Here is a 20,010-nt window from a genome sequence, read left to right as displayed (position 1 = left end):
GGCAAAACGTGGGGATTGATGCGATGAAGATTGCGGTTGCCGGTCTTGGGTATGTGGGGCTGTCGCTGGCCGTGCTGCTGGCGCGGGCGAACCGGGTCGTGGCGCTGGACGTGAACCCGGCCCGCGTGGACGCCGTGAACGCCCGCCGCTCGCCCATCGAGGATGCCGAAATCAGCGCCTTCTTCGCCCGCGAGACGCTGGACCTGACCGCGACGCTCGACCCGGCCGAGGCGCTGCGCGACGCCGACTACGTCATCGTCGCCACGCCGACCAACTATGACGCCCGCACCAACCGCTTCGACACCGCGAGCGTCGAGCAGGTCATCGCGCTCGCGCGTCGCTTCGCCCCCGCGGCGACGGTCGTGGTCAAGTCCACCGTCCCGGTCGGCTTCACCGCGCGGATGCGGGCCGAGCATGGCAGCGACGCGATCCTGTTCTCGCCCGAGTTCCTGCGCGAGGGGCGCGCGCTCTGGGACAACCTGCACCCCTCGCGCATCATCGTCGGCGACACCACGCCCGCGGCGCACGGCTTCGCCGACCTGCTGACCGCAGGCGCCGAGACCTGCGGGCCGGTGATGTTCACCGGCTCGACCGAGGCCGAGGCGATCAAGCTCTTTGCCAACACCTACCTCGCCATGCGGGTGGCGTTCTTCAACGAGTTGGACAGCTATGCGCTGACCAAGGGCCTCGAGGCGCGCCAGATCGTCGAGGGCGTGTGCCTCGATCCGCGCATCGGGTCGCACTACAACAACCCGAGCTTCGGCTATGGCGGCTACTGCCTGCCCAAGGACACCCGGCAGCTGCTGGCGAACTACGAGACGGTGCCGCAGAACCTGATCGCGGCGGTGGTCGAATCGAACCGCACCCGCAAGGACGTGATCGCGGACCTGATCATCGCCCGCCGCCCGGCCTGCGTCGGCGTGCACCGGCTGGTGATGAAGGCGGGGTCGGACAATTTCCGCGACAGCTCGATCCAGGGGATCATGAAGCGGGTCAAGGCCAAGGGCATCCCCTGCATCGTCTATGAGCCGGCGCTGGACGAGCCGCATTTCTTCAACTCGCCGGTGGTCAACGACCTTTCGGACTTCAAGTCCCGCGCCGACCTGATCATCGCCAACCGGATGTCGGCCGACCTCGAGGATGTCGCGGACAAGGTCTTCACCCGCGATCTCTTCGGCGGGGATTGAGGGGGGCGCTGACACGCGATTGACACGCCCGCGCCACGCGCCTGTCACCTTGGCTTGGCACCCGGGGGCCTCAACCCCTTCACTGACCGGGAGCCTCCGCCCATGTCCTCTCTCATCCTGCCGCGCCTGACCCGGCGCGGGCTGTTGGCCACCGGGACCGCCGCTGCGGGCGTCCTCGCCCTGCCGGCGATCCTGCGCGCGGGCACCGCGCCCGTCTTTAGTCATGGCGTCCAGTCGGGCGACGCCCACGCCGCGGGCGGCATGGTCTGGACCCGCGTGGACCGCCCGTCGCGGGTGCTGCTCGAGGTCTCGACCACCGAAAGCTTCGCCGACGCGCGCCGGGTGGCGGTGCTGAACGCGCTGCCGGCGAGCGACCTGACGGTGAAATGCGCCGTAGACGGCGTGGCCCCGGACCAGCAGGTGTTCTACCGCTTCACCGCCGCCGACCTCAGCGACCTCAACGCCGTGAGCCAGCCGATCACCGGCCGGTTCCGCACCGCGCCCACCGAAAAGCGCAACATCCGCTTCGGCTGGTCGGGCGACACCGCGGGGCAGGGCTGGGGGATCGGCCCCGAGGGGATGAAGACCTATGCCACGATGGGCCAGCACGAGCTGGATTTCTTCATCCACTCGGGCGACACGATCTATGCCGACGGCCCGATGAAGCCCGAGCAGGAGCACGCGAACGGCGTCTGGAAGAACACCGTCCTGATCCCCGAGGTCGAGAAGGTGGCCGAGACGCTCGACGAGTTCCGCGGCCGCTACAAGTACAACCAGATGGACGAGCACGTGCAGGCGTTCTGCGCCAGCGTGCCGTTCCTCTACCAGTGGGACGACCACGAGGTGACCAACAACTGGTCGCCGGGCAAGGACCTGTCGGCCGACGACCGCTACACCGAGAAGTCGATCCCGCTGCTGGCGGCGCGGGCGGGGCAGGCGTTCCACGAGATGACACCGATCAGCTATACCCCGGCCGAGCCGGGGCGGGTCTACCGCAAGATCGCCTATGGCCCGCTGCTCGACATCTTCATGCTGGACCTGCGGTCCTACCGCGACGCCAACGACGCCGGGATGCAGACCGAGGCCGGCGACGGCACCACCCTTCTGGGGGCGGCGCAGATCGAATGGCTCAAGGGCGCGCTCAAGGCCTCGACCGCGACGTGGAAGGTGATCGCCTCGGATATGCCGATCGGGATCATCGTCTGGGACAACGCCAAGGAAAAGCGCGGCGTCGAGGCGGTGGCGAACGGCGACCACGGGGGGCCGAAGGGCCGCGAGCTCGAGATCGCCGACCTGCTGCGCTTCATCCGCGACCAGAAGGTGACGAACACCGTCTGGCTGACCGCCGACGTGCACTATACCGCGGCGCATGAATACAGCCCCGAGCGCGCCGAGTTCCAGGAGTTCGCCCCGTTCTGGGAATTCGTGTCCGGCCCGCTGCACGCCGGCAGCTTCGGCCCGGGCGAGATGGACCGCACCTTTGGCCCGGAGGTGAAGTTCGTGAAGGCGCCCGGTGCCGAGCGGCCGAACCTGCCGCCGAGCGAGGGGATGCAGTTCTTCGGCCTCGTCGACATCGATGCGGCGACCGAGCAGATGAAGGTGCGGCTGATGGACGTGGGCAACACCGAGCTGTGGTCCACAGTGCTGGACCCGCTGCGGGCCTGAGGCCGCAAAAGGGGAGGGGCGCTGCCCCTCGCCGCGCGGGGCGCGCGGCTCACCCCGGGATATTTCCGCAAGGGAGAATGAGGAAAGGGGCGCCCGGTCGGGGCGCCCCTCGTCGTTTGAGATGTGGGCCGGATCAGGGCTTCGGGCGCAGCGCGGGCTCGCGGTCCCAGGCCCGGTCGGCCAGCTTGGCGACCACGCCCTTGGCGTCGGCGTGGTCGAGCGTGAACGCATCCTCGCCCCCGTTCGCCTTGGCAAGGATCTTGCGCCCGCCGGGGCAGAGGCCGAGCGCTTTCAGATGGCTCCACGCCATGCCGGCGAACTCGAGCGCGGCGGGGTCGTCGATCAGCTTGTCGAAGCCTTCCTTGCCGGTCGTGATAACCACCGCGTCGAAGACCAGCGAGGGCGTGCCGGCGAGTTGGCCGTCAGCCTCCTGCACCGAGCCGTCCGAGAGCTTGGCGCCGCCGACCTTCTGGCAGACGACCATCACCGTGGCGCCCGCGGCCTCGGCCTCGGCCTTCAGCGACTTGACGACCGCCGCATCGGCGCCGTCGCCGACGAGGATGCCGAGCTTGCGGCCCTTGGGGGCCGGCACGCCCTGCTTGAGGATCGACAGCTTGTCCGACGGCGGCAGGTCCACCGCGGGTCGGTCAGTCGGCGCGGCGGCCGGCAGATCGACGCCGAGCCCGCGCGCCACGGTCGCAGCCAGATCCTCGTCGACGTTGCGCAGCTGGGCCAGAACCGCCTCACGCACGTGGGGCAGGGTCACCTTGGAAAGTTCGAAGGTGATCGCCGCGCCGACGTGGTTCTGCTCGGGCTGGGAGAGCGAGCGCAGGAACATCCGCGGCTGGCTGTAGTGGTCCGCGAAGGTCTCGGCCCGGATCCGCAGCTTGCCCTCGGACGGGTCGTTGCCGAGGTCGGTCGCGGTCTGCACGGTGCGGAAGCCGCCCCGCGCGTCGGCCCGCGGCCCGCCGACTTCGCCCGCCTTGTCGAGCGAGTTCGGCTCGTAGTTGGCGCGGCCCTTGGGCAGCTGCATCTGCATCATCCCGTCGCGCTGGAAATTGTGCATCGGGCAGCGCGGCGCGTTGATCGGCAGCTGGTGGAAGTTCGCCGTCCCGAGCCGCGACTTCTGCGTGTCGAGATACGAGAACAACCGCCCCTGCAGCAGCGGGTCGTCTGAGAAGTCGATCCCCGGCGGCACGTTGGACGGGCAGAAGGCGACCTGCTCGTTCTCGGCGAAGTGGTTGTCGGGGTTGCGGTTCAGCGTCATCGTGCCGATCAGCTGGACCGGGCACTCTTCCTCGGGGACGAGCTTGGTCGGGTCGAGCACGTCATAGGGCTGACGGGCCGCCCACTCGGGGTCGATGACCTGGATGCCGAAGTCCCACTCGGGATAGCCGCCCGCCTCGATCGCCTCATAGAGGTCGCGGCGGTGGAAGTCGTTGTCGGCGCCCTGCAGCTTGGCCGATTCGTCCCAGATCAGCGACTGCACGCCCAGCCGCGGCTTCCAGTGGAAGCGCACGAAGGTCGATTTGCCCTCGGCGTTGACCATGCGGAAGGTGTGGATGCCGAAGCCTTCCATGAACCGCAGGCTGCGCGGGATGGCGCGGTCCGACATGGCCCACATGACGTTGTGCAGCGTCTCGGGCATCAGCGAGACGAAATCCCAGAAGGTGTCGTGCGCCGACGCCGCCTGCGGATAGCCGCGGTCGGCCTCCATCTTCACCGAGTGAACGAGGTCGGGGAACTTCATCGCGTCCTGGATGAAGAACACCGGGGTGTTGTTGCCGACGAGGTCCCAGTTGCCCTCTTCGGTGTAGAATTTGACGGCGAAGCCGCGGATGTCGCGCGGCGTGTCCACCGAGCCGGCCCCGCCGGCGACGGTCGAGAAGCGGGCGAAGACGTCGCAGCGGTTGCCGGCCTTCTGGAAGAGCGCCGCGCGGGTCAGCTCGGGGATGGCCTTGGTCACCTCGAACGTGCCGTGCGCGGCCGAGCCGCGGGCGTGGACGATCCGCTCCGGGATGCGCTCGTGGTCGAAGTGGAAGATCTTCTCACGCAGCACGAAATCCTCGAGCAGCGTCGGCCCCCGCGAGCCCATCCGCAGGCTGTTCTGGTTGTCCGAAACCGGGATGCCCTGGTTAGTGGTCAGCCGGGTGGCGCGGTCCGAGGTCAGCTGCTGCGGCTCACCGCCGTTGCCGGTCTCGGCGGAGTACTGCGCCGTCAGCGGGGTCGAGTTGGTGTCCTCGTGGACAGGGACCTGAGCGGGGTTCGGGGTATCGGCTGCGGTTTTCGGGGGGCGGGCGTCGTCGTGGCTGGCCATGCGCGTGCATCCTCGTTGGCGTGAATCCTCGGGTCTCCGGCGCGCGCCGCGCACCGGGCCTTCAACCCTCAACGCGGCGCGGGCCGTTCCGTTTCACCCGCTGCGTCGGCGTGAGAGGAGATATTTGTTTGCTCAGAGGGGGATGCCGCGCCGTCCCCATCGGGCGCCTCGCCCTCGGCCCTCGTCTCGCCCCCGGCCGCACGCGAGGCGAGGCGGCGCAGCACCGGGCGGAACTGCTCGGCCGGGGCGGTGGCGAGAGTGACGGCGGTCGCGTCGGGCGCCGCATCCAGCGCCGCGGCCACGATCCGGGCGCCGAGCCCATAGCCCACCCAGCGCCGCAGCTCACCCTGCCCGAAGAACCAGGCGCCGTGGTCATAGCCCGGCCGCGACCACTCGGCGATGGCCCGCTTCGCGAGTCCCTCCGCCACCGGCGTCTGGTCCCACGGGTCGGGCGGGCCGCCCAGCACCTCGCGCACGAACTGCCCGGCCAGCCCCTCGCTCACCAGCGCCTCGCCGAGGGTGCGGCCGTAGCCCGGCCCGTCCCAGCGGATCAGGTGGTGGAACTCGTGCACCAGCGTTCGGATCAGCCGCTCGGGCGTGCAGAGGTCGGGGATGACCGCGATCTCGATCACCCCCGGCGCAGGCGCGAGGCCGCCGACGCCCCAGCCCGGGATGCAGCGATCCGGGTCCACCCGCACGGTCACGTCGAAGTCCGGCAGCGCCGCATGGGCCTGCGTCAGGCGGACCGCCTCGGCGACCGTGGCCCTGAGGCCGGGCAGCACCGCGGTCAGCCCGTGGCGCGCGTTGAGGGGGTGAAGCTGGTAGTAGGTCATGCCGCCTTATCGGCGAGGGGCGCGGGGTTGCCAACGGGTGCGCGGCAGGCGGCGGCCCGGGCGGGCGGCGATCCGCCCGGAGGGGGCGCCGCGACGTGTGGCCCGGATCGGCCTCCCAATGCGTCGCCGCCTCCGGGCCGCGCGCCCCGCGTCGAACCGAACACGACCCCTCAACTTTGACGGACCGGACCGGTTGACCAGCGGAACGGCCCTGCCACATCCTGCGGGCGGTTCATGCGGCGGAGGGGGCGATGAGGTTCGCGTTGATCTGTGCGGCGTGTCTCGGCGTGGCCGGCCCGCTGCACGCCTACACCGCCGACGAACTGGTCGAGGAGTTCGACGCCCGCCAGCTCACCCGGCAGGAAAAGCGGACGCTGCAGGCCGCGATGGCGTTCACCGGCACCTACACCGGGCTGCTCGACGGGGCCTGGGGCAGCGGGAGCCAACTGGCGCTCGAGGCGACTTTGGCGACCTTCGGCGTCACGACGCCGATCCCCGTCTGGGCCACGCTGGTCTATGCCGCCTCGGCGTCCGAGCAGATGGAGCGCGACGGGTGGGAGATGCGCTACATGCCCTCGCTCGACATGACGATCATGGTTCCGGCCGGGCGGCTGCGCGACGGCGCGCCCTCTGACAACTTCATCAACTTCAACCATTCGGCCAGCTCGCTCGGCTATTCCCTGACCTTCGGCGACGTGGCGCAGGCGCAGCGGCTGCACGACTATACGCTGCGCGAGGCGGGGCCGGACGAGCCTTACCTGCTGCGCCGCGACAACGTGGCCATCACCGCGGTCACCACCCGGTCCGGGCTGCATCTCTACACCCGCTCGGACGCGCGCGACGGCGGATGGTCGGCCGAGGGACCCGACGAGGGCATCCTGCGCGCGGTTTCGGCCAGCATCGCCAAGGGCCGCTCGGATCCGCTCGCCTTTCCGCCCGAGGGTGAGATCGGCACGGGCTTCGTCAGCCTTGCCGCCGTCCTGGCCGCCGACCCCGACAAGCGGCAGGCCCAGAGCCGGATCGAGGATGACGTGCGCAAGGCGATGACGCAGCCGCCCGCCCAGCCGCCCGCCCTGCCGGCGCCTGACGGGTCTCAAGGCGCCGCCCCCGTCACCGCCGACGCCGGGGCCGCCGCCGGCAGTCCCGCGCCGGCCCCGGGGCCCGACTCAACCCCGGCGCAGGCGGCCGCCGCCGCGCCGGACGCCGCACCCGCGGCCGTCCGGACCTCGGGCTCGGGCACCGGCTTCGTCGTCTCGCCCGACGGCCATGTGCTGACCAACGCCCATGTCGCCGCTGACTGCGCCCGACTGGCGGTCGAGGGCAAGCCGGCCACGCTGCTGGCCGCCGACCGCGATCTCGATCTCGCGCTGGTCCGTACCGATGCCCCGGTCGAGACGGTGGCGAGCTTTGCCCCCAATCCTGCGCCGCTCAACTCGGACGTGCTGGTGCTGGGCTACCCACTCGCCGGCATCCTGAGCGGGCTGAACGTCACGCGGGGCTCGGTCACCTCGCAGCGGGGCCTGGGCGGCGACAGCCGGGTGATGCAGATCTCGGCCCCCGTGCAGCCCGGCAACTCGGGTGGGCCGGTGGTCAACGGGCTGGGGCAGGTGGTGGGGGTGGTGGTCTCGAAGCTCGACGCCATCGTGACGGCGAGCGAGACGGGCGACATCCCTCAGAACGTCAACTTCGCGATCCGGGGCGAGATCGCCAAGCTGTTCCTGTCCGAGCAGGGGGTCACCCCGCGCACCGGCGCTGCGGGCGACCCGCCCCCGCCCGAGGAACTGGCCCGGCAGGGGGCGGCCTACACGCGCTTCATCACCTGCGAGAACTGACGCCTCACACCTCGGGCACCAGAACCTCGCGCTTGCCGACGTGGTTGGCGGGGCTGACGACGCCCTGCTCTTCCATCTGCTCGACCAGACGCGCGGCCTTGTTGTAGCCGATCGCCAACTTGCGCTGGATGTAGCTGGTCGAGCATTTGCGGTCCTTGGCCACGATCGCCACCGCCTGGTCGTAGAGCACGTCGTCCGAGCCGTCGGTGGCGAGGATCGCGTCGATCTCGGCCTCGCGCTCGTCCTCGCCGCCCTCGACGACGCTGGTCATGTACTGCGGCGGGCCGAAGGACTTGAGGTGGTTCACGACCTCCTCGACCTCTTCGTCCGAGACGAACGGCCCGTGCACACGGGTGATGCGCGAGCCGCCGGCCATGTAGAGCATGTCGCCCATGCCCAGCAGCTGCTCGGCCCCCTGCTCGCCCAGGATCGTGCGGCTGTCGATCTTCGAGGTGACCTGGAAGCTGATCCGGGTCGGGAAGTTGGCCTTGATCGTGCCGGTGATGACGTCGACCGAGGGGCGCTGGGTGGCCATCACGATGTGGATGCCCGAGGCCCGCGCCATCTGCGCGAGGCGCTGGATGCAGGCCTCGATCTCTTTGCCCGCGACCATCATCAGGTCGGCCATCTCGTCCACGATGACGACGATGTAGGGGAACTTCTCGGGCTGGAACTCCTCGGTCTCGAAGACCGGCTCGCCGGTGTCCTCGTCAAACCCGGTCTGCATGGTGCGGCGGAACATCTCGCCCTTGGCGAGCGCCTCGGCGACGCGGCCGTTGTAGCCCTCAATGTTGCGCACGCCCATCTTGGACATCTTGCGGTAGCGCTCTTCCATCTCGGAGACGACCCATTTCAGCGCCACCACGGCCTTCTTGGGGTCGGTCACCACGGGGGAGAGCAGATGCGGGATGCCGTCATAGACGCTGAGTTCCAGCATCTTGGGGTCGATCATGATGAGGCGGCATTCCTCGGGCGTCAGCTTGTAGAGCAGCGACAGGATCATGGTGTTGATCGCCACCGACTTGCCCGAGCCGGTGGTCCCGGCGATCAGCAGGTGCGGCATCTTGGCGAGGTTCGCCACCACCGGCTCGCCGCCGATGTCCTTGCCGAGCGCCAGCGGCAGCGGCATCGAGGTGTCGCCGAAGGCGCGGGCCGACAGGATCTCGCGCAGCACCACCTTTTCGCGGCGCTGGTTGGGCAGCTCGATCCCGATCACGGTGCGCCCCGGCACGGTCGAGACGCGCGCCGACAGGGCCGACATGGACCGCGCGATGTCGTCCGACAGGCCGATGACACGGCTCGCCTTCAGCCCCGGCGCGGGTTCCAGCTCGTAGAGCGTGACCACCGGGCCGGGGTGGACCGCGGTGATCTGGCCCTTGACGCCATAGTCGTCGAGCACCGCCTCGAGCATCCGGGCGTTCTCGGCCAGCGCCTCCTGGCTCAGGGTGTGGCGCTCGACGGTGCCGGGGGCGGCGAGAAGCGCGAGCGGCGGCTTTTCATAGCCGTTGGCGGCGCTGTCGAAGGCGAGGCTCGGTTGTGCCTCGGCCACCGCCTGCCGCGAGGGGTTGGGCTTGCGCATCGGCGGCATGACGACGCGGCTGGTGTCGGTCGGGGCGGCGGGCGGCACCGACTGGGCGCGCCCCGTGAGCCGCGCGGTCACCGCCGAAAGGACCGAGCGGGAGGGGGCGTCGCCGTGTCCTGCGTCCTGCGCCGCGTCATGGCCGTCCTCGCGGGCAGCGTCGGCCTCGGCCCGGTGGCGGATGGCGTCGCTGATCCGGGCGCTGACCTCGGCGGCGTCGGGGCCGTCGCTGTCGTCGTAGTCGGGGGCGGTCTCGACCAGTTCCGAGGGCGGGATCTCGTCGGGCGCGCTGCTGCGGCGCAGGCGGCCGAGCAGGCCGGCGGGCAGGCCCGCCTTGGCCTCGGGGGCGACGGGCACGTCGGCCGTCACGGCCTCGGCGTCCGCGCCCGCGGCGAGTTTCCGGCGGCGTTCCTCGGCCCGGCGGCGCAGCTCGCGCGCACCGGCCACCGAGGCCGAGGCGCCGCGGCCGAGCGCCGTCATCCCGAGGTCATAGGCGGTCGCAAGCCCGGTGGCGAGGAACCGCCCGATCCCCATCATCTCGCGCCGGTCGAAGCCGAGCACGAAGGCCGTCACCGCCACCCCCGCGATGGCGGTCAGCAGCGCCATCACTTTCAGCGCCACGGCGGGCGCCATCGGCATCAGCCCGATCAGCCCGCCCATCACCATGTCGCCCAGGTGCCCGCCCAGGCCATGCGCCTGCGTCCAGTCGCCGGGCGGCACCATCGCGGTCGCGTGGACCGAGGCCAGCACCACCGCGAAGGGGGTGAAGAGGCCGCGCATCAGCCGGTCCTCGCCCCGGTGCAGCATCAGCCGCAGCCCCCAGCCGAGCGCCACCAGCGGCAGCACCCACGCCCCGAAGCCCACGATCATCACCAGCGCCGAGGCGACATAGGCCCCGAACCGGCCCAAGAGGTTCTGCGCCACCTGGTCGGTCGCGGTGCCGATGCCGGGGTCGTTCTGCGACCACGAGATCAGGATCATGCCCAACACCACCGCCAGCACCACCAGCCCCGCGCCGACGACTTCCTTGCCGCGCCGTTCCAGCGCCGCCTGGGTGGTCTGGTCGAACAGCGGATCGCGGTGCTTTGCCTGCCAGCTGGCCATGATCTCACCCCCTTGCGTAAAGCGTGTCGCGGATGCGGGTCAGCGCATCCTCGGTCTCGGCCGCCGGTCCGACGAGCGCCACGCGGATGTAGCCCGCGCCGGGGTTCCCCGCGTCGGTCTCGCGCGAGAGATAGGCGCCGGGCAGCACCTGCACCCCGGCCTCGGCCCAGAGCCGGCGGGCGGCGGCCTCGCCATCCTCGACCGGCAGCCACAGGAAGAACCCGCCCTCGGGGGGCAGGTAGCCCGGCACGTTGCCGAGGATGCGGTCGGCGATGGCGTATTTCTGCTGGTAGAGCGCGCGGTTGGCGGTGACGTGATCCTCGTCGGCCCAGGCGGTCTCGCTGACCCGCTGGTGGGGCAGGGGGATCGGCGCGCCGGCGTAGCTGCGCAGCACCCGGAACCGGGCGATGGCGTCGGCCGCGCCCGCGGCAAAGCCCGAGCGCAGCCCGGGCAGGTTCGAGCGCTTGCTGAGCGAGTTGAACATCATTACCCGGTGCGCCAGCCCCATCGCCTCGGCCACGGCGAGCGCGCCGGGCGGGGGGGTGTCGCGCCAGATCTCGGAGTAGCACTCGTCGGCGAAGATCAGGAAATCATGCCGCTCGGCCAGTTCGATCAGCCGCTCGAGGTAGTCGCGCCCCGCGACCGCGCCCTGCGGGTTGGCGGGCGAGCAGAGATAGCAGATCGCGGCGGCGTCGAGCGTGGCTGCGTCGAGCGCGGCAAAATCGGGCAGGTGGCCGGTCTCGGCGGTGGCGTTGACGAAGACCGCGCGGGCGCCGACCGCGGCGGCGGCGACGGCATAGACCTGATAGAACGGGTTGGGGATCAGGATCGCCGGGGTCTCGCCGCCCTTCGCCTCGGGGCACAGCGCGAGGGCCGCGTTGAACAGCCCCTCGCGGGTGCCGTTCAGCGCGGTGATCCGCTCGGGCCCCACCTCGATGCCGTGGCGGCGGCGGATCCAGCCCGAGATCGCGGCGAGCAGCTCCGGCGTGCCGTCGTTCGGGGGGTATTTGCCCAGCTCGGCGACCGTCTCGGCCAGCCGCGGGGCGACGAAGTCGGGGATGCCGTGGCGCGGCTCTCCAATCGTCATGACGATGGGGTCGGCGGCGGGGGTCAGCCCGGCCAACAGCTTCCGCAGGCGCGGAAAGGCGTAATCCGGCAGGTTCGCGAACCGCTCGGGTGAATTCATCGCTGCCTCACAGTCACGGGATCGTGCCGCCCCGTTGGGCTGCAGAGTATCGGTATTGCCGGGGTGCGTCCAGTTAAAGGCGAATCAGGCGCAGAGGGGGCTTTGCCCCCGTCGCCTGCGGCGCCTCCCCCAGGATATTTGCATCAGGGAGAAGGCGCGTCAGCCGTGCAGCGCCGCCTCGAGCGCGGCGGCGGTCCTGAGCAGGCGGCGGTCGTCGCCCGGGCGCCCCATCGCCATCAGCCCGCAGGCGGGCCGCCCGGTGGGCAGGGTGATGGCCGGCAGGCCCATGAGGTTGCCGATCCGCGTGTTCCTGAGCGCGAGCAGGTTCTCGGACGCGAAGAACGCCGCGTCGGATTCGAGCCGGGCGATCTCGGGCGGCAGGATCGGGGCGGTAGGCAGGATCACCGCGTCGAAGCCGGCCACGGCCTGCGCCCAGTCGCGGCGCAGCCGGTCGAGTGTCTCCCACCCGGCGACGTAGTCGGCGGCGGTGACGGACTTGCCGCCGCGGAAGCGCTCGAGGATCGGCGGGAACATCAACTCCGGCGCCGCCTCGATCTGGTCGCGCCAGAGCCCGTAGGCCTCGGGGGCGAAGAGGGTGGGCGACAGCGCCATCGCCTCGGCGACGCAGGGGGGCGCGGCGTGGGCGATCCGCACCCCGGCGCGGGCGAGGGTGGCGCAGGCCTCCTCGAACGCGGCGACGGGCGCCTCGCGGGCGTCGTCGAAGGGCACGCCGTCGAGCACCATGAGCCGCAGCCCCGCGGCCCCGGCCTCGCGCAGGTCGGGGGCGCTGTCGCCGGTGATGAGGGCGTAGAGCGCGGCGCAATCCTCGACGGTGCGGGCCAGCGGTCCGGCCACGTCGAAACGGCGGCAGAGCGGCACGATCCCGGTCATGTCCACCGCCCCGGGGGTCGGCTTGAACCCCACCAGCCCGTTCCACGCCGCGGGCAGGCGGATCGAGCCGCCGGTGTCGGTGCCGATCGCCGCCGCCGCCAGCCCCATCGCCACCGAGACCGCCGCGCCCCCCGACGAGCCTCCGGCCACGAGTTGCGGGTCAAAGGCATTCGGAACGGTCGCCACCGGCGGGTTCAGGCCCAACCCCGAAAACGCCAGCTCGGTCATGTGGGTCTTGCCGAGGCACAGCGCCCCCTGCGCCGAGGCGGTGGCCAGCACCGCCGCATCGCTGTCCGGCACCCGCCCCTCGAGCAGCAGCGAGCCCGCCTCGGTGGCGACGCCGGCGCTGTCCACGTTGTCCTTCCAGCTCAGCGCCACGCCGTCGAGCAGCCCGCGCCGCAGTTCCGCCCGCGCCCGGTCGTGGGCGGCGATGGCGCCGGCCCGCGCGCGCTCGGGCGTCAGACGGGCATAGATGCGGGGCGCGAGCGGCGCACGGGCGATGGCGTCGAGATAGCCCTCGACGAGGTCGAGCGGGCTGACCAGCCCCGCCATGATCGCCCGCCCCTGTTCCGTGGCGCTCGCCTTGAGCCAATCCATCCCCGCCCCCGTCCTGCTGCACGCCCTGAGACGCGCGGACGGTAGAGCCCCGCGCCGGGCGGGGCAATGGGGCGCCGCAGCCCCAGCCGCCTCTCCTCGGGCTGGACCCAAATATCCCCGCCGGAGGCATCCGGCCGTGCCACCCGCGCGCCCCCTCGGAGTCTAAGCGGCCACCCTGCCGCATGGACCGCGCCGCGCGGGCCGGATAGGGTGCCCGCCATGAAAGTGGACCACGATATCCTGATCGCAGGCGGCGGGCTGAACGGCCCGGCGCTGGCGCTGGCGCTGGCGGGGGCCGGGCTCTCGGTCGCGGTGATCGACGCGCGGCCCGCGCAGGCGCGGGCGGCCGACGACTTCGACGGGCGCGCCTATGCGCTGGCGCTCGCCTCGCGACGGCTTCTGACCGCGCTCGGCCTGTGGGGCGGGCTCGCGGCGAAGTCGCAGCCGATCCTCAAGGTCGAGGCCGCGCAGGGCGAGGCGGGCGACGGGGCGGGTCCCTTCCACCTCGTCTTCGATTCCGCCGAGATCGAAGAGGGGCCGGTCGGGCACATGCTCGAGGACCGCTTCCTCTACGCCGCGCTGATGGAGGCGATGGCGGGCGGCGTGACCCATCTGCCCGGCCGGCAGGTGACCGGGCAGGAGGTCCGGCCCGGCCAAGTCGCGGTGACGCTGGACGATGGCACGGTGCTGACCGGGCGGCTGCTCGTCGGCGCCGACGGGCGCGGCTCGGGCGTGGCGGCGCGGGCCGGGATCACCCGGCGCGGCTGGGGCTACGGCCAGACGGCGCTGGTCTGCGCGGTGGACCACGACCGCCCCCACAATGGCACCGCGTGGCAGTTCTTCATGCCCGAGGGGCCGCTGGCGATCCTGCCGCTGCCCGGCAACCGCAGCTCGATCGTCTGGTCGGCGCCCGACGCGCAGGCGGCAGCCATCGCGGCGCTGGACGATGCCCGGTTCCTCGACGTGCTGCGGCCCCGATTCGGCGACTTCCTGGGCGAGATCCGCCTCGCCGGGCCGCGCTTCTCGTATCCGCTGAGCCTCAGTCTCGCCGATCACTATGTCGCGGCGCGGGTGGCGCTGGTGGGCGATGCGGCGCACGGCGTCCATCCCATCGCCGGGCAGGGGCTGAACCTCGGCCTGCGCGACGTGGCGGCGCTGGCCGAGGTCGTCGTCGAGGCCGCCCGCCGCGGCGAGGACATCGGCGCCCCCGACGTGCTCGACCGCTACCAGCGCTGGCGGCGGTTCGATGCGACCGCGCTGGGGCTCGGGATGGATACGGTCAACCGGCTGTTTTCCAACGCCAACCCGGTGCTGCGGGCGGCGCGGGGCCTGGGCATGGGGGCGGTCACCGCGATCCCGCCGCTGCGCCGCGCCTTCATGCGGCAGGCGGCGGGGCTGACGCTCGACCCGATGCCGCGGCTGCTGGCCGGGCAGCCGCTCTAGGCCGGCGGCCCTCGCCCCCTGTCGGGCACGGGCGCGGCGCAAGGCCCCGGAACCCTCACTTGCACGCGAGCGTTCGGGGCCGCCTCCGTCCCTTATTCGTGACGTGCAACCCTTTGGAAAGGCGGTATGATCCCATCATGAACCTTCGCTCTCTCGCACTTGCGCCCGCCTTCGCCCTCGCCTTCGCCCTGCCGGCGGCGGCCGAGAAGATCCCCCTCAACGAGGTCAGCCGCTACCTCAACAGCCTCAAGACCGTGGTCGCCGATTTCAGCCAAGTGAACGCCGACGGCTCGGTGACGCCGGGCAAGGTCTATATCCAGCGCCCCGGCCGGGTGCGGTTCGAGTACAAGGGCGACAACACGCTCGTCCTCGCCTCGGGCGGGCAGGTCGCGGTGTTCGACAAGAAGTCGAACACCGGCGCCCAGCAGTATCCGCTGTCCAAGACGCCGCTCTCGATCATCCTGGCCGACAACGTGAACCTCGGCCGGTCGGGGATGGTGACGGCGCACAGCGAGAAGAAGAACACCACGATCGTGCGGGCGCAGGACCCGGCGCATCCCGAATACGGCAACATCCAGATGGTGTTCACCGCCAACCCGACCGAGCTGCGCCAGTGGATCGTCACCGACGACAAGGGCAAGCGGACGACGGTGATCCTGGGTCAGATGCAGAAGGGCGTGGCGATCCAGCCCTCGAAGTTCTCGATCAACAACGAGGCCGCGCGGCGCAAGTGACGCCGCCCGCCACCCGCGACGACCCTCAGGCCCGGCCGCAGGATTGCAGCTGGGCCTGATACATGACGGCCCGGCTCTGCACCTTGCCTGCGACGCCGAGCAGCCAGGGCTTGGACAGGTGGCTGCCTGAGGCATAGCCCGACCGCCCCTCGTGATAGGCCAGGTACTGCGCCCCCGCGTCGGCGGTCGAGATCCCCAGCCGCCGCGCCGTCCCGTTCATGTACCAGCCCATGAAGTCGGTCGCGTCGCGGATGTCGTCGCGCCGCGCGCGGCGCTTGCCGGTTTCCTTCAGATACTCCTCCCACGTGCCGTCGAGGGCCTGGGAATAGCCGAAGGCCGAGCTCTGCCGCCCGATCGGGATGATCCCGAGGGCGTACTGGTGCGGCGTCCGCGCGTCGCCGATGAACTTGGATTCCTGGTGGATCGCCGCCATCTGCACCGCCACCGGCACCCCCCACCGCGACTGGGTGTCGCGCATGGCGCGCAGGTAGGCGGGCCGTTCCGCCACGATGGCGCAGGCGTTGTCGAGGTCGCGCGGCGCCTTGAAACTGCCCCCGCCGCCGCCGCACGAGGCGACCAGCATGACGATCGCCAGCTTGAGATAGGTGTTCATGTGCCTGTCTGCCCGGTTCGGTCTTTGCCGTTTTGCCGCGATCCTAAGCGCAATCCCGCGGCGAGGAAATCGCCAATTATGCCGCGGCGCGCCCCCGCCGGACTCGGGCTGGACCCAAATATCCCCGCCGGAGGCTTCCCGCCGTGCCTCCCCGCGATGCGAGGGGGGCCTTGTGCCGGGCTTGGCCATGATTAAGGTTCTCCGCCGAGCCAGTTCATCATTCGTTTGGGGGAGTTCTCAACCATGGCAGACAACGACATCGTGATCCTGTCCGGCGCCCGCACCGCCATCGGCGGCTTTGGCGGCAGCCTGGCGAATATCCCGCCGATCGAGCTGGCCACCACCGCCGCCAAGGCGGCGATCGAGCGCTCGGGCGTCGCGGCCGACAAGATCGGCACCGTGATGTTCGGCCACGTGATCAACACCGAGCCCAAGGACCAGTATCTCTCGCGCGTGGCGATGCTGAACGCGGGCGTGCCCGAGACGGCGGTGGCGATGAACGTCAACCGGCTGTGCGGGTCGGGCGCGCAGGCCATCGTGTCGGCCGCGCAGGCGCTGCAGTCCGGGGACGCCGACTTCGCGCTCGCCGGCGGGGCCGAGAGCATGAGCCGCGGCGGCTACCTGATCCCCGGCCTGCGGGCGGGGACCAAGATGGGCGACCAGCAGATCATGGACATGATGACCGGCGCGCTGACCGACCCGATGGGCACCGGCCACATGGGCGTCACCGCCGAGAACGTCGCCGCCGAAAACCAGATCAGCCGCGAGGCGCAGGACGAGTTCGCGCTGGAGAGCCAGAAGCGCGCGGCCGCCGCCATCGAAGAGGGCCGGTTCAAGGACCAGATCGCCCCGGTCGAGATCAAGACCCGCAAGGGCACCGTGGTCTTCGACAAGGACGAGCACCCGAAGTCGACCTCGGCCGAGGCGCTGGCGGGGCTGAAGCCCGCGTTCAAGAAGGACGGCGGCTCGGTCACCGCGGGCAACGCCAGCGGCATCAACGACGGCGCCGCGGCCATCGTGCTGGCGACCGAGAAGGCCGCGCGCGAGGCCGGGCTCGAGCCCAAGTTCCGCCTCGTCGGCTGGGCCCATGCCGGGGTGCGCCCCGACATCATGGGCGTCGGCCCGATCCCCGCGGTCAAGAAGCTGATGGAAAAGACCGGCCTCAAGATCGAGGATTTCGACGTCATCGAATCGAACGAGGCCTTCGCCGCGCAGGCGCTGGCGGTGAACAAGGGCCTCGGGCTCGACCCGGCCAAGGTGAACCCGAACGGCGGCGCCATCGCGCTGGGCCATCCGGTCGGCGCCACCGGCGCGATCCTGACGGTCAAGGCGATGTACGAGCTCGAGCGCACCAACACCGACAAGGCGCTGGTCACCATGTGCATCGGCGGCGGTCAGGGCATCGCGCTGGCCATCGAGCGGATCTGATCCCCGCCGTCCGCAGGTATTCGAGCCTGACAGACGCCCCGGCCGCCGCGAGGTGGCCGGGGTTCTCGTTTACCGGCGCAGGCTGTCGAGGCAGGCGCCCGACACCGGCGCGGTGGCCAGCGCGCGTCGGCCCAGGTCGCCCTCGCCCGGGGGCAGAGGGCTCGCGGCGCCGGCGCAGGCCGGGGCCGCCTCGGGCGGGCCGACCCAGAGCGCCGGGCCGGGTTCGGCCTTCAGCGGATGGATCATGTCGTAGTGGCTGGGGGTGGGCCCGTCCGGGCCGGGCACGGCGCGGACCGCGATGCCTGCCCCCTTGGCGCGCCAGGTCAGCTCGGCCAGCAGCGCCCGGTCGGCGCTGAGGACGAGCGGCGCCCCGTCCGCGCGGGCCAGCACCCGGTCGGACAGCGCCGTGTAGCCGACATAGCGCGCGAGCACCGGGTCGCCGTCCCGGCGAAACTCCTGCGCCAGCGTCCCGATCACCGGCAGGCCGGTCGCCACGATCCCGTTCAGCGCCAGCGCCGCGACCGTGAGCCGCGGGCGGGGGGCGAGCCACGCCGCCGCCAGCACCGCGCCCGCGACATAGGCGCCCACGGCCCAGTTGGCGTTCGCCTCTGACTGGATCGCCTGCGCGGTGACGATGGCGAGCGGTGCCGCCGCGATCGGCACCAGCCCGCGCAGCCCCGCGGGCCAGCGCCCGACCAGCGCGGCCAGCATTGCGGCGAAGGTCAGGGGACCGGCGACGGCAAACTGCTCGGCCCAGAACACCGCCGCGTGGCGCAGGTTCAGCGCCCCCTGCCAGTCGGCGTTCTCGGCGGTGTGGCGGACGGTGGCGAGGTCGTGGCTGAGCTGCCAGGCGATGTTCGGCGCGAACAGCGCCAGCGCAACGCCCGCGACCACGGCGACCTCGGGCCACGGGCGGCGCCAGCGCGGGTCGATCCAGGCGGCGAGCGCCAGCCCCGGCAGCGGGAACAGCATGGCGTATTTCGACCACATCCCCATCGCCAGCGCCGCCCCGGCCAGCACCGCGCCCCGGCGGCCGGGGAGCGCCACCCAGGCCAGCAGGAAGAGCGCCAGCGCCAGCAGTTGCGGGCTGTCGGTCGAGATCAGGATGCTGCCCACCGACACCGCCGGCAGCGTCGCATAGACCGCCCCCGCCAGCGCCCCCACCGCCGGCCCGGCCAGCCTGCGCCCCAGCGCCATCACCGCCAGCGCCGCCGCGCCATGCACCAGCGGCCACGGCAGCCGCGCCACCCACGGGGCGTCGGACCCCACCGCCTCGTTCGCAGCGCGGATCAGCCAGCCGACCAGCGGCGGCTTGGACCAGGCCCCGGCGGCCATCTCCTGCCCCCAGAGCCAGTACTGCGCCTCGTCCACGTAAAGCTCGAGGTCGGACGCCGGCAGCCACGCCAGCCGCCACGCCGTGAGCCCGAGGATCAGCAGGAGGGCCGCCGCCTCACTCGACCGGAAGGCGGCGGGCGGCATGGATGAGCCAGAGGTTGCGGACATAGATCACCGTCCCGAGCGCCTGGCCGAAGATGAACACCGGGTCGCGGCGGTGGATGGCGTAGGCGAGCAGCGTCAGCCCGCCCGCCAGCGAGAAATACCAGAACGCCACCGGCACGACCGAGCGGCGGGCGCGCTCCGACGCGATCCACTGGATCAGGAAGCGCATCATGAACATCGACTGCGCGAGAAAGCCGAAGATCACCCACAGCAGCTCGGCCTGGGTCGTGACCTTGAAGAAATGCATGAGCGAGAGGGTCATGGCGTCTCCTCGGGGCGGCGTTCGGTGGCGCGGACGGTCTTGCGGCGGCGCAGCAGCCACGCCACCCCGGCGAGGTCCGAGATGCCGACCAGCCCGCGCTGGAGGTTGGAATAGTTCGACCGCCCCGTGCCGCGGGCGCGGTGGGCGACATCGACATGGGCGATCTGCCAGCCGTCGCGGGCGAACAGCGCCGGCAGGTAGCGGTGCTGGTGGTCGAAGAACGGCAGCGCCAGATAGGCCTCGCGCCGGAACGCCTTGAGCCCGCAGCCGGTGTCGCGGGTCGCGTCGGCCAGCACCCGGGCGCGCAGCCGGTTCGCCGCCTTGGACGCCAGCCGCTTCGAGGCCGTATCCTGCCGCCCGACCCGCTGCCCCGCGACCAGCGCCAGCGTCTCGGGGCCGTCGATGAGCGGCGCGAGCAGCTTCGGCAGCTCGGCCGGCGGGTTCTGCCCGTCGCCGTCGAGCGTGGCGATGATCCCGGCGCGGGCGGCAAGGACGCCGTTGTGCACTGCCGCCGACTGCCCGCCCGAGCGCGGATGGCCGAGCAGCCGCAGCCACGGCCGGTCCGCAGCCATGCCGAGCACCCGCGCGGCGGTCTCATCGGTCGAGCCGTCGTCCACGACGATGACCTCGAACGGGCACAGGGGGGTGAGGGCCGCCTCGATCTCGTCGATCAGCGGGCCGATGTTGCCTGCCTCGTTGCGGCAGGGAATGACGACGGAGACCCGCGGCGGGGCGGCCGACGCAGGCGACGGGGAGAGTGGGGCGGTCATGGCTGGCCCTCTAGACCCGCCAGATGACGGGAAGCTGACAGGCGCGGCAAGGCCCGAGCGGAACGGGGG

At 71.6% G+C, this 20,010-nt stretch carries 15 protein-coding genes; 6 read left to right on the top strand and 9 right to left on the bottom strand.

The window, feature by feature from the left end:
* Positions 1 to 23 precede the first annotated feature (23 nt).
* Complete coding sequence (locus tag BLW17_RS04945; protein ID WP_036732260.1) at positions 24 to 1,187, top strand: nucleotide sugar dehydrogenase; 1,164 nt, start codon at positions 24 to 26, stop codon at positions 1,185 to 1,187.
* 102 nt (positions 1,188 to 1,289) lie between these two features.
* Positions 1,290 to 2,852 carry an alkaline phosphatase D family protein gene (locus tag BLW17_RS04940; protein ID WP_036732262.1) on the top strand — a complete coding sequence of 521 codons (1,563 nt, stop codon included), beginning with the start codon at positions 1,290 to 1,292 and terminating at the stop codon, positions 2,850 to 2,852.
* Positions 2,853 to 2,985: 133 nt separating this feature from the next.
* Here BLW17_RS04940 and BLW17_RS04935 read toward each other — a convergent pair whose 3' ends face one another.
* Both BLW17_RS04935 and BLW17_RS04930 read right to left on the bottom strand, forming a co-directional pair.
* Complete coding sequence (locus BLW17_RS04935; protein ID WP_081969089.1) at positions 2,986 to 5,169, bottom strand: catalase; 2,184 nt, start codon at positions 5,167 to 5,169, stop codon at positions 2,986 to 2,988.
* A gap of 68 nt (positions 5,170 to 5,237) precedes the next feature.
* Entirely contained in the window at positions 5,238 to 6,002 is a 765-nt protein-coding gene (locus BLW17_RS04930; RefSeq protein WP_052176291.1) for a DUF2268 domain-containing putative Zn-dependent protease, read from the bottom strand.
* Positions 6,003 to 6,253: 251 nt separating this feature from the next.
* Between BLW17_RS04930 and BLW17_RS04925 the strand changes: the two genes are divergently transcribed.
* Positions 6,254 to 7,834: a S1 family peptidase gene (locus BLW17_RS04925; protein WP_036732264.1), complete on the top strand. Its 1,581-nt coding sequence runs from the start codon at positions 6,254 to 6,256 to the stop codon at positions 7,832 to 7,834.
* 4 nt (positions 7,835 to 7,838) lie between these two features.
* Here BLW17_RS04925 and BLW17_RS04920 read toward each other — a convergent pair whose 3' ends face one another.
* The 3 genes from BLW17_RS04920 to BLW17_RS04910 form a co-directional block, all read right to left on the bottom strand.
* Positions 7,839 to 10,517, bottom strand: coding sequence for a DNA translocase FtsK (locus BLW17_RS04920; RefSeq protein WP_036732266.1), 2,679 nt, complete (start codon positions 10,515 to 10,517; stop codon positions 7,839 to 7,841).
* A 4-nt stretch (positions 10,518 to 10,521) separates the two neighbouring features.
* On the bottom strand, positions 10,522 to 11,703 hold the full coding sequence (locus tag BLW17_RS04915; protein WP_036732269.1) for an aminotransferase class I/II-fold pyridoxal phosphate-dependent enzyme: 1,182 nt from the start codon (positions 11,701 to 11,703) through the stop codon (positions 10,522 to 10,524).
* A gap of 159 nt (positions 11,704 to 11,862) precedes the next feature.
* Complete coding sequence (locus BLW17_RS04910) at positions 11,863 to 13,191, bottom strand: amidase (RefSeq protein WP_036732271.1); 1,329 nt, start codon at positions 13,189 to 13,191, stop codon at positions 11,863 to 11,865.
* A 219-nt stretch (positions 13,192 to 13,410) separates the two neighbouring features.
* Between BLW17_RS04910 and BLW17_RS04905 the strand changes: the two genes are divergently transcribed.
* Positions 13,411 to 14,634, top strand: coding sequence for an FAD-dependent monooxygenase (locus BLW17_RS04905; protein WP_036732273.1), 1,224 nt, complete (start codon positions 13,411 to 13,413; stop codon positions 14,632 to 14,634).
* 137 nt (positions 14,635 to 14,771) lie between these two features.
* Positions 14,772 to 15,368 (top strand): LolA family protein, encoded by a 597-nt coding sequence (locus BLW17_RS04900; protein ID WP_036708859.1) that lies wholly within the window; start codon positions 14,772 to 14,774, stop codon positions 15,366 to 15,368.
* A 25-nt stretch (positions 15,369 to 15,393) separates the two neighbouring features.
* On the opposite strand, the gene BLW17_RS04895 is transcribed toward BLW17_RS04900, so the two are convergent.
* Positions 15,394 to 15,981, bottom strand: coding sequence for a transglycosylase SLT domain-containing protein (locus tag BLW17_RS04895; RefSeq protein ID WP_036700537.1), 588 nt, complete (start codon positions 15,979 to 15,981; stop codon positions 15,394 to 15,396).
* Between the two features lie 243 nt (positions 15,982 to 16,224).
* On the opposite strand from BLW17_RS04895, the gene BLW17_RS04890 reads away from it, so the two are divergent.
* Complete coding sequence (locus BLW17_RS04890) at positions 16,225 to 17,409, top strand: acetyl-CoA C-acyltransferase family protein (RefSeq protein WP_036700535.1); 1,185 nt, start codon at positions 16,225 to 16,227, stop codon at positions 17,407 to 17,409.
* A gap of 69 nt (positions 17,410 to 17,478) precedes the next feature.
* Here the strand turns inward: BLW17_RS04890 and BLW17_RS04885 are convergent, their stop codons facing one another.
* The 3 genes from BLW17_RS04885 to BLW17_RS04875 are packed head-to-tail and all read right to left on the bottom strand — an operon-like array spanning position 17,479 to position 19,941.
* Positions 17,479 to 18,888, bottom strand: coding sequence for an ArnT family glycosyltransferase (locus BLW17_RS04885; RefSeq protein ID WP_052174911.1), 1,410 nt, complete (start codon positions 18,886 to 18,888; stop codon positions 17,479 to 17,481).
* The gene (locus tag BLW17_RS04880) at positions 18,860 to 19,171 is read right to left on the bottom strand and encodes a lipid-A-disaccharide synthase N-terminal domain-containing protein (RefSeq protein ID WP_036700532.1); all 312 of its coding nucleotides are present in this window, start codon (positions 19,169 to 19,171) and stop codon (positions 18,860 to 18,862) included. Before BLW17_RS04880 ends, BLW17_RS04885 begins: the two co-directional genes overlap by 29 nt.
* Positions 19,168 to 19,941 (bottom strand): glycosyltransferase family 2 protein, encoded by a 774-nt coding sequence (locus BLW17_RS04875; protein WP_074826151.1) that lies wholly within the window; start codon positions 19,939 to 19,941, stop codon positions 19,168 to 19,170. Before BLW17_RS04875 ends, BLW17_RS04880 begins: the two co-directional genes overlap by 4 nt.
* Positions 19,942 to 20,010 lie beyond the last annotated feature (69 nt).

Source organism: Paracoccus sanguinis (genome assembly GCF_900106665.1).
GTDB classification, from domain to species: domain Bacteria; phylum Pseudomonadota; class Alphaproteobacteria; order Rhodobacterales; family Rhodobacteraceae; genus Paracoccus; species Paracoccus panacisoli.
The sequence above is the reverse complement of the archived record's forward strand: the minus strand, read 5'-3'. Positions and strand labels throughout refer to the sequence as shown.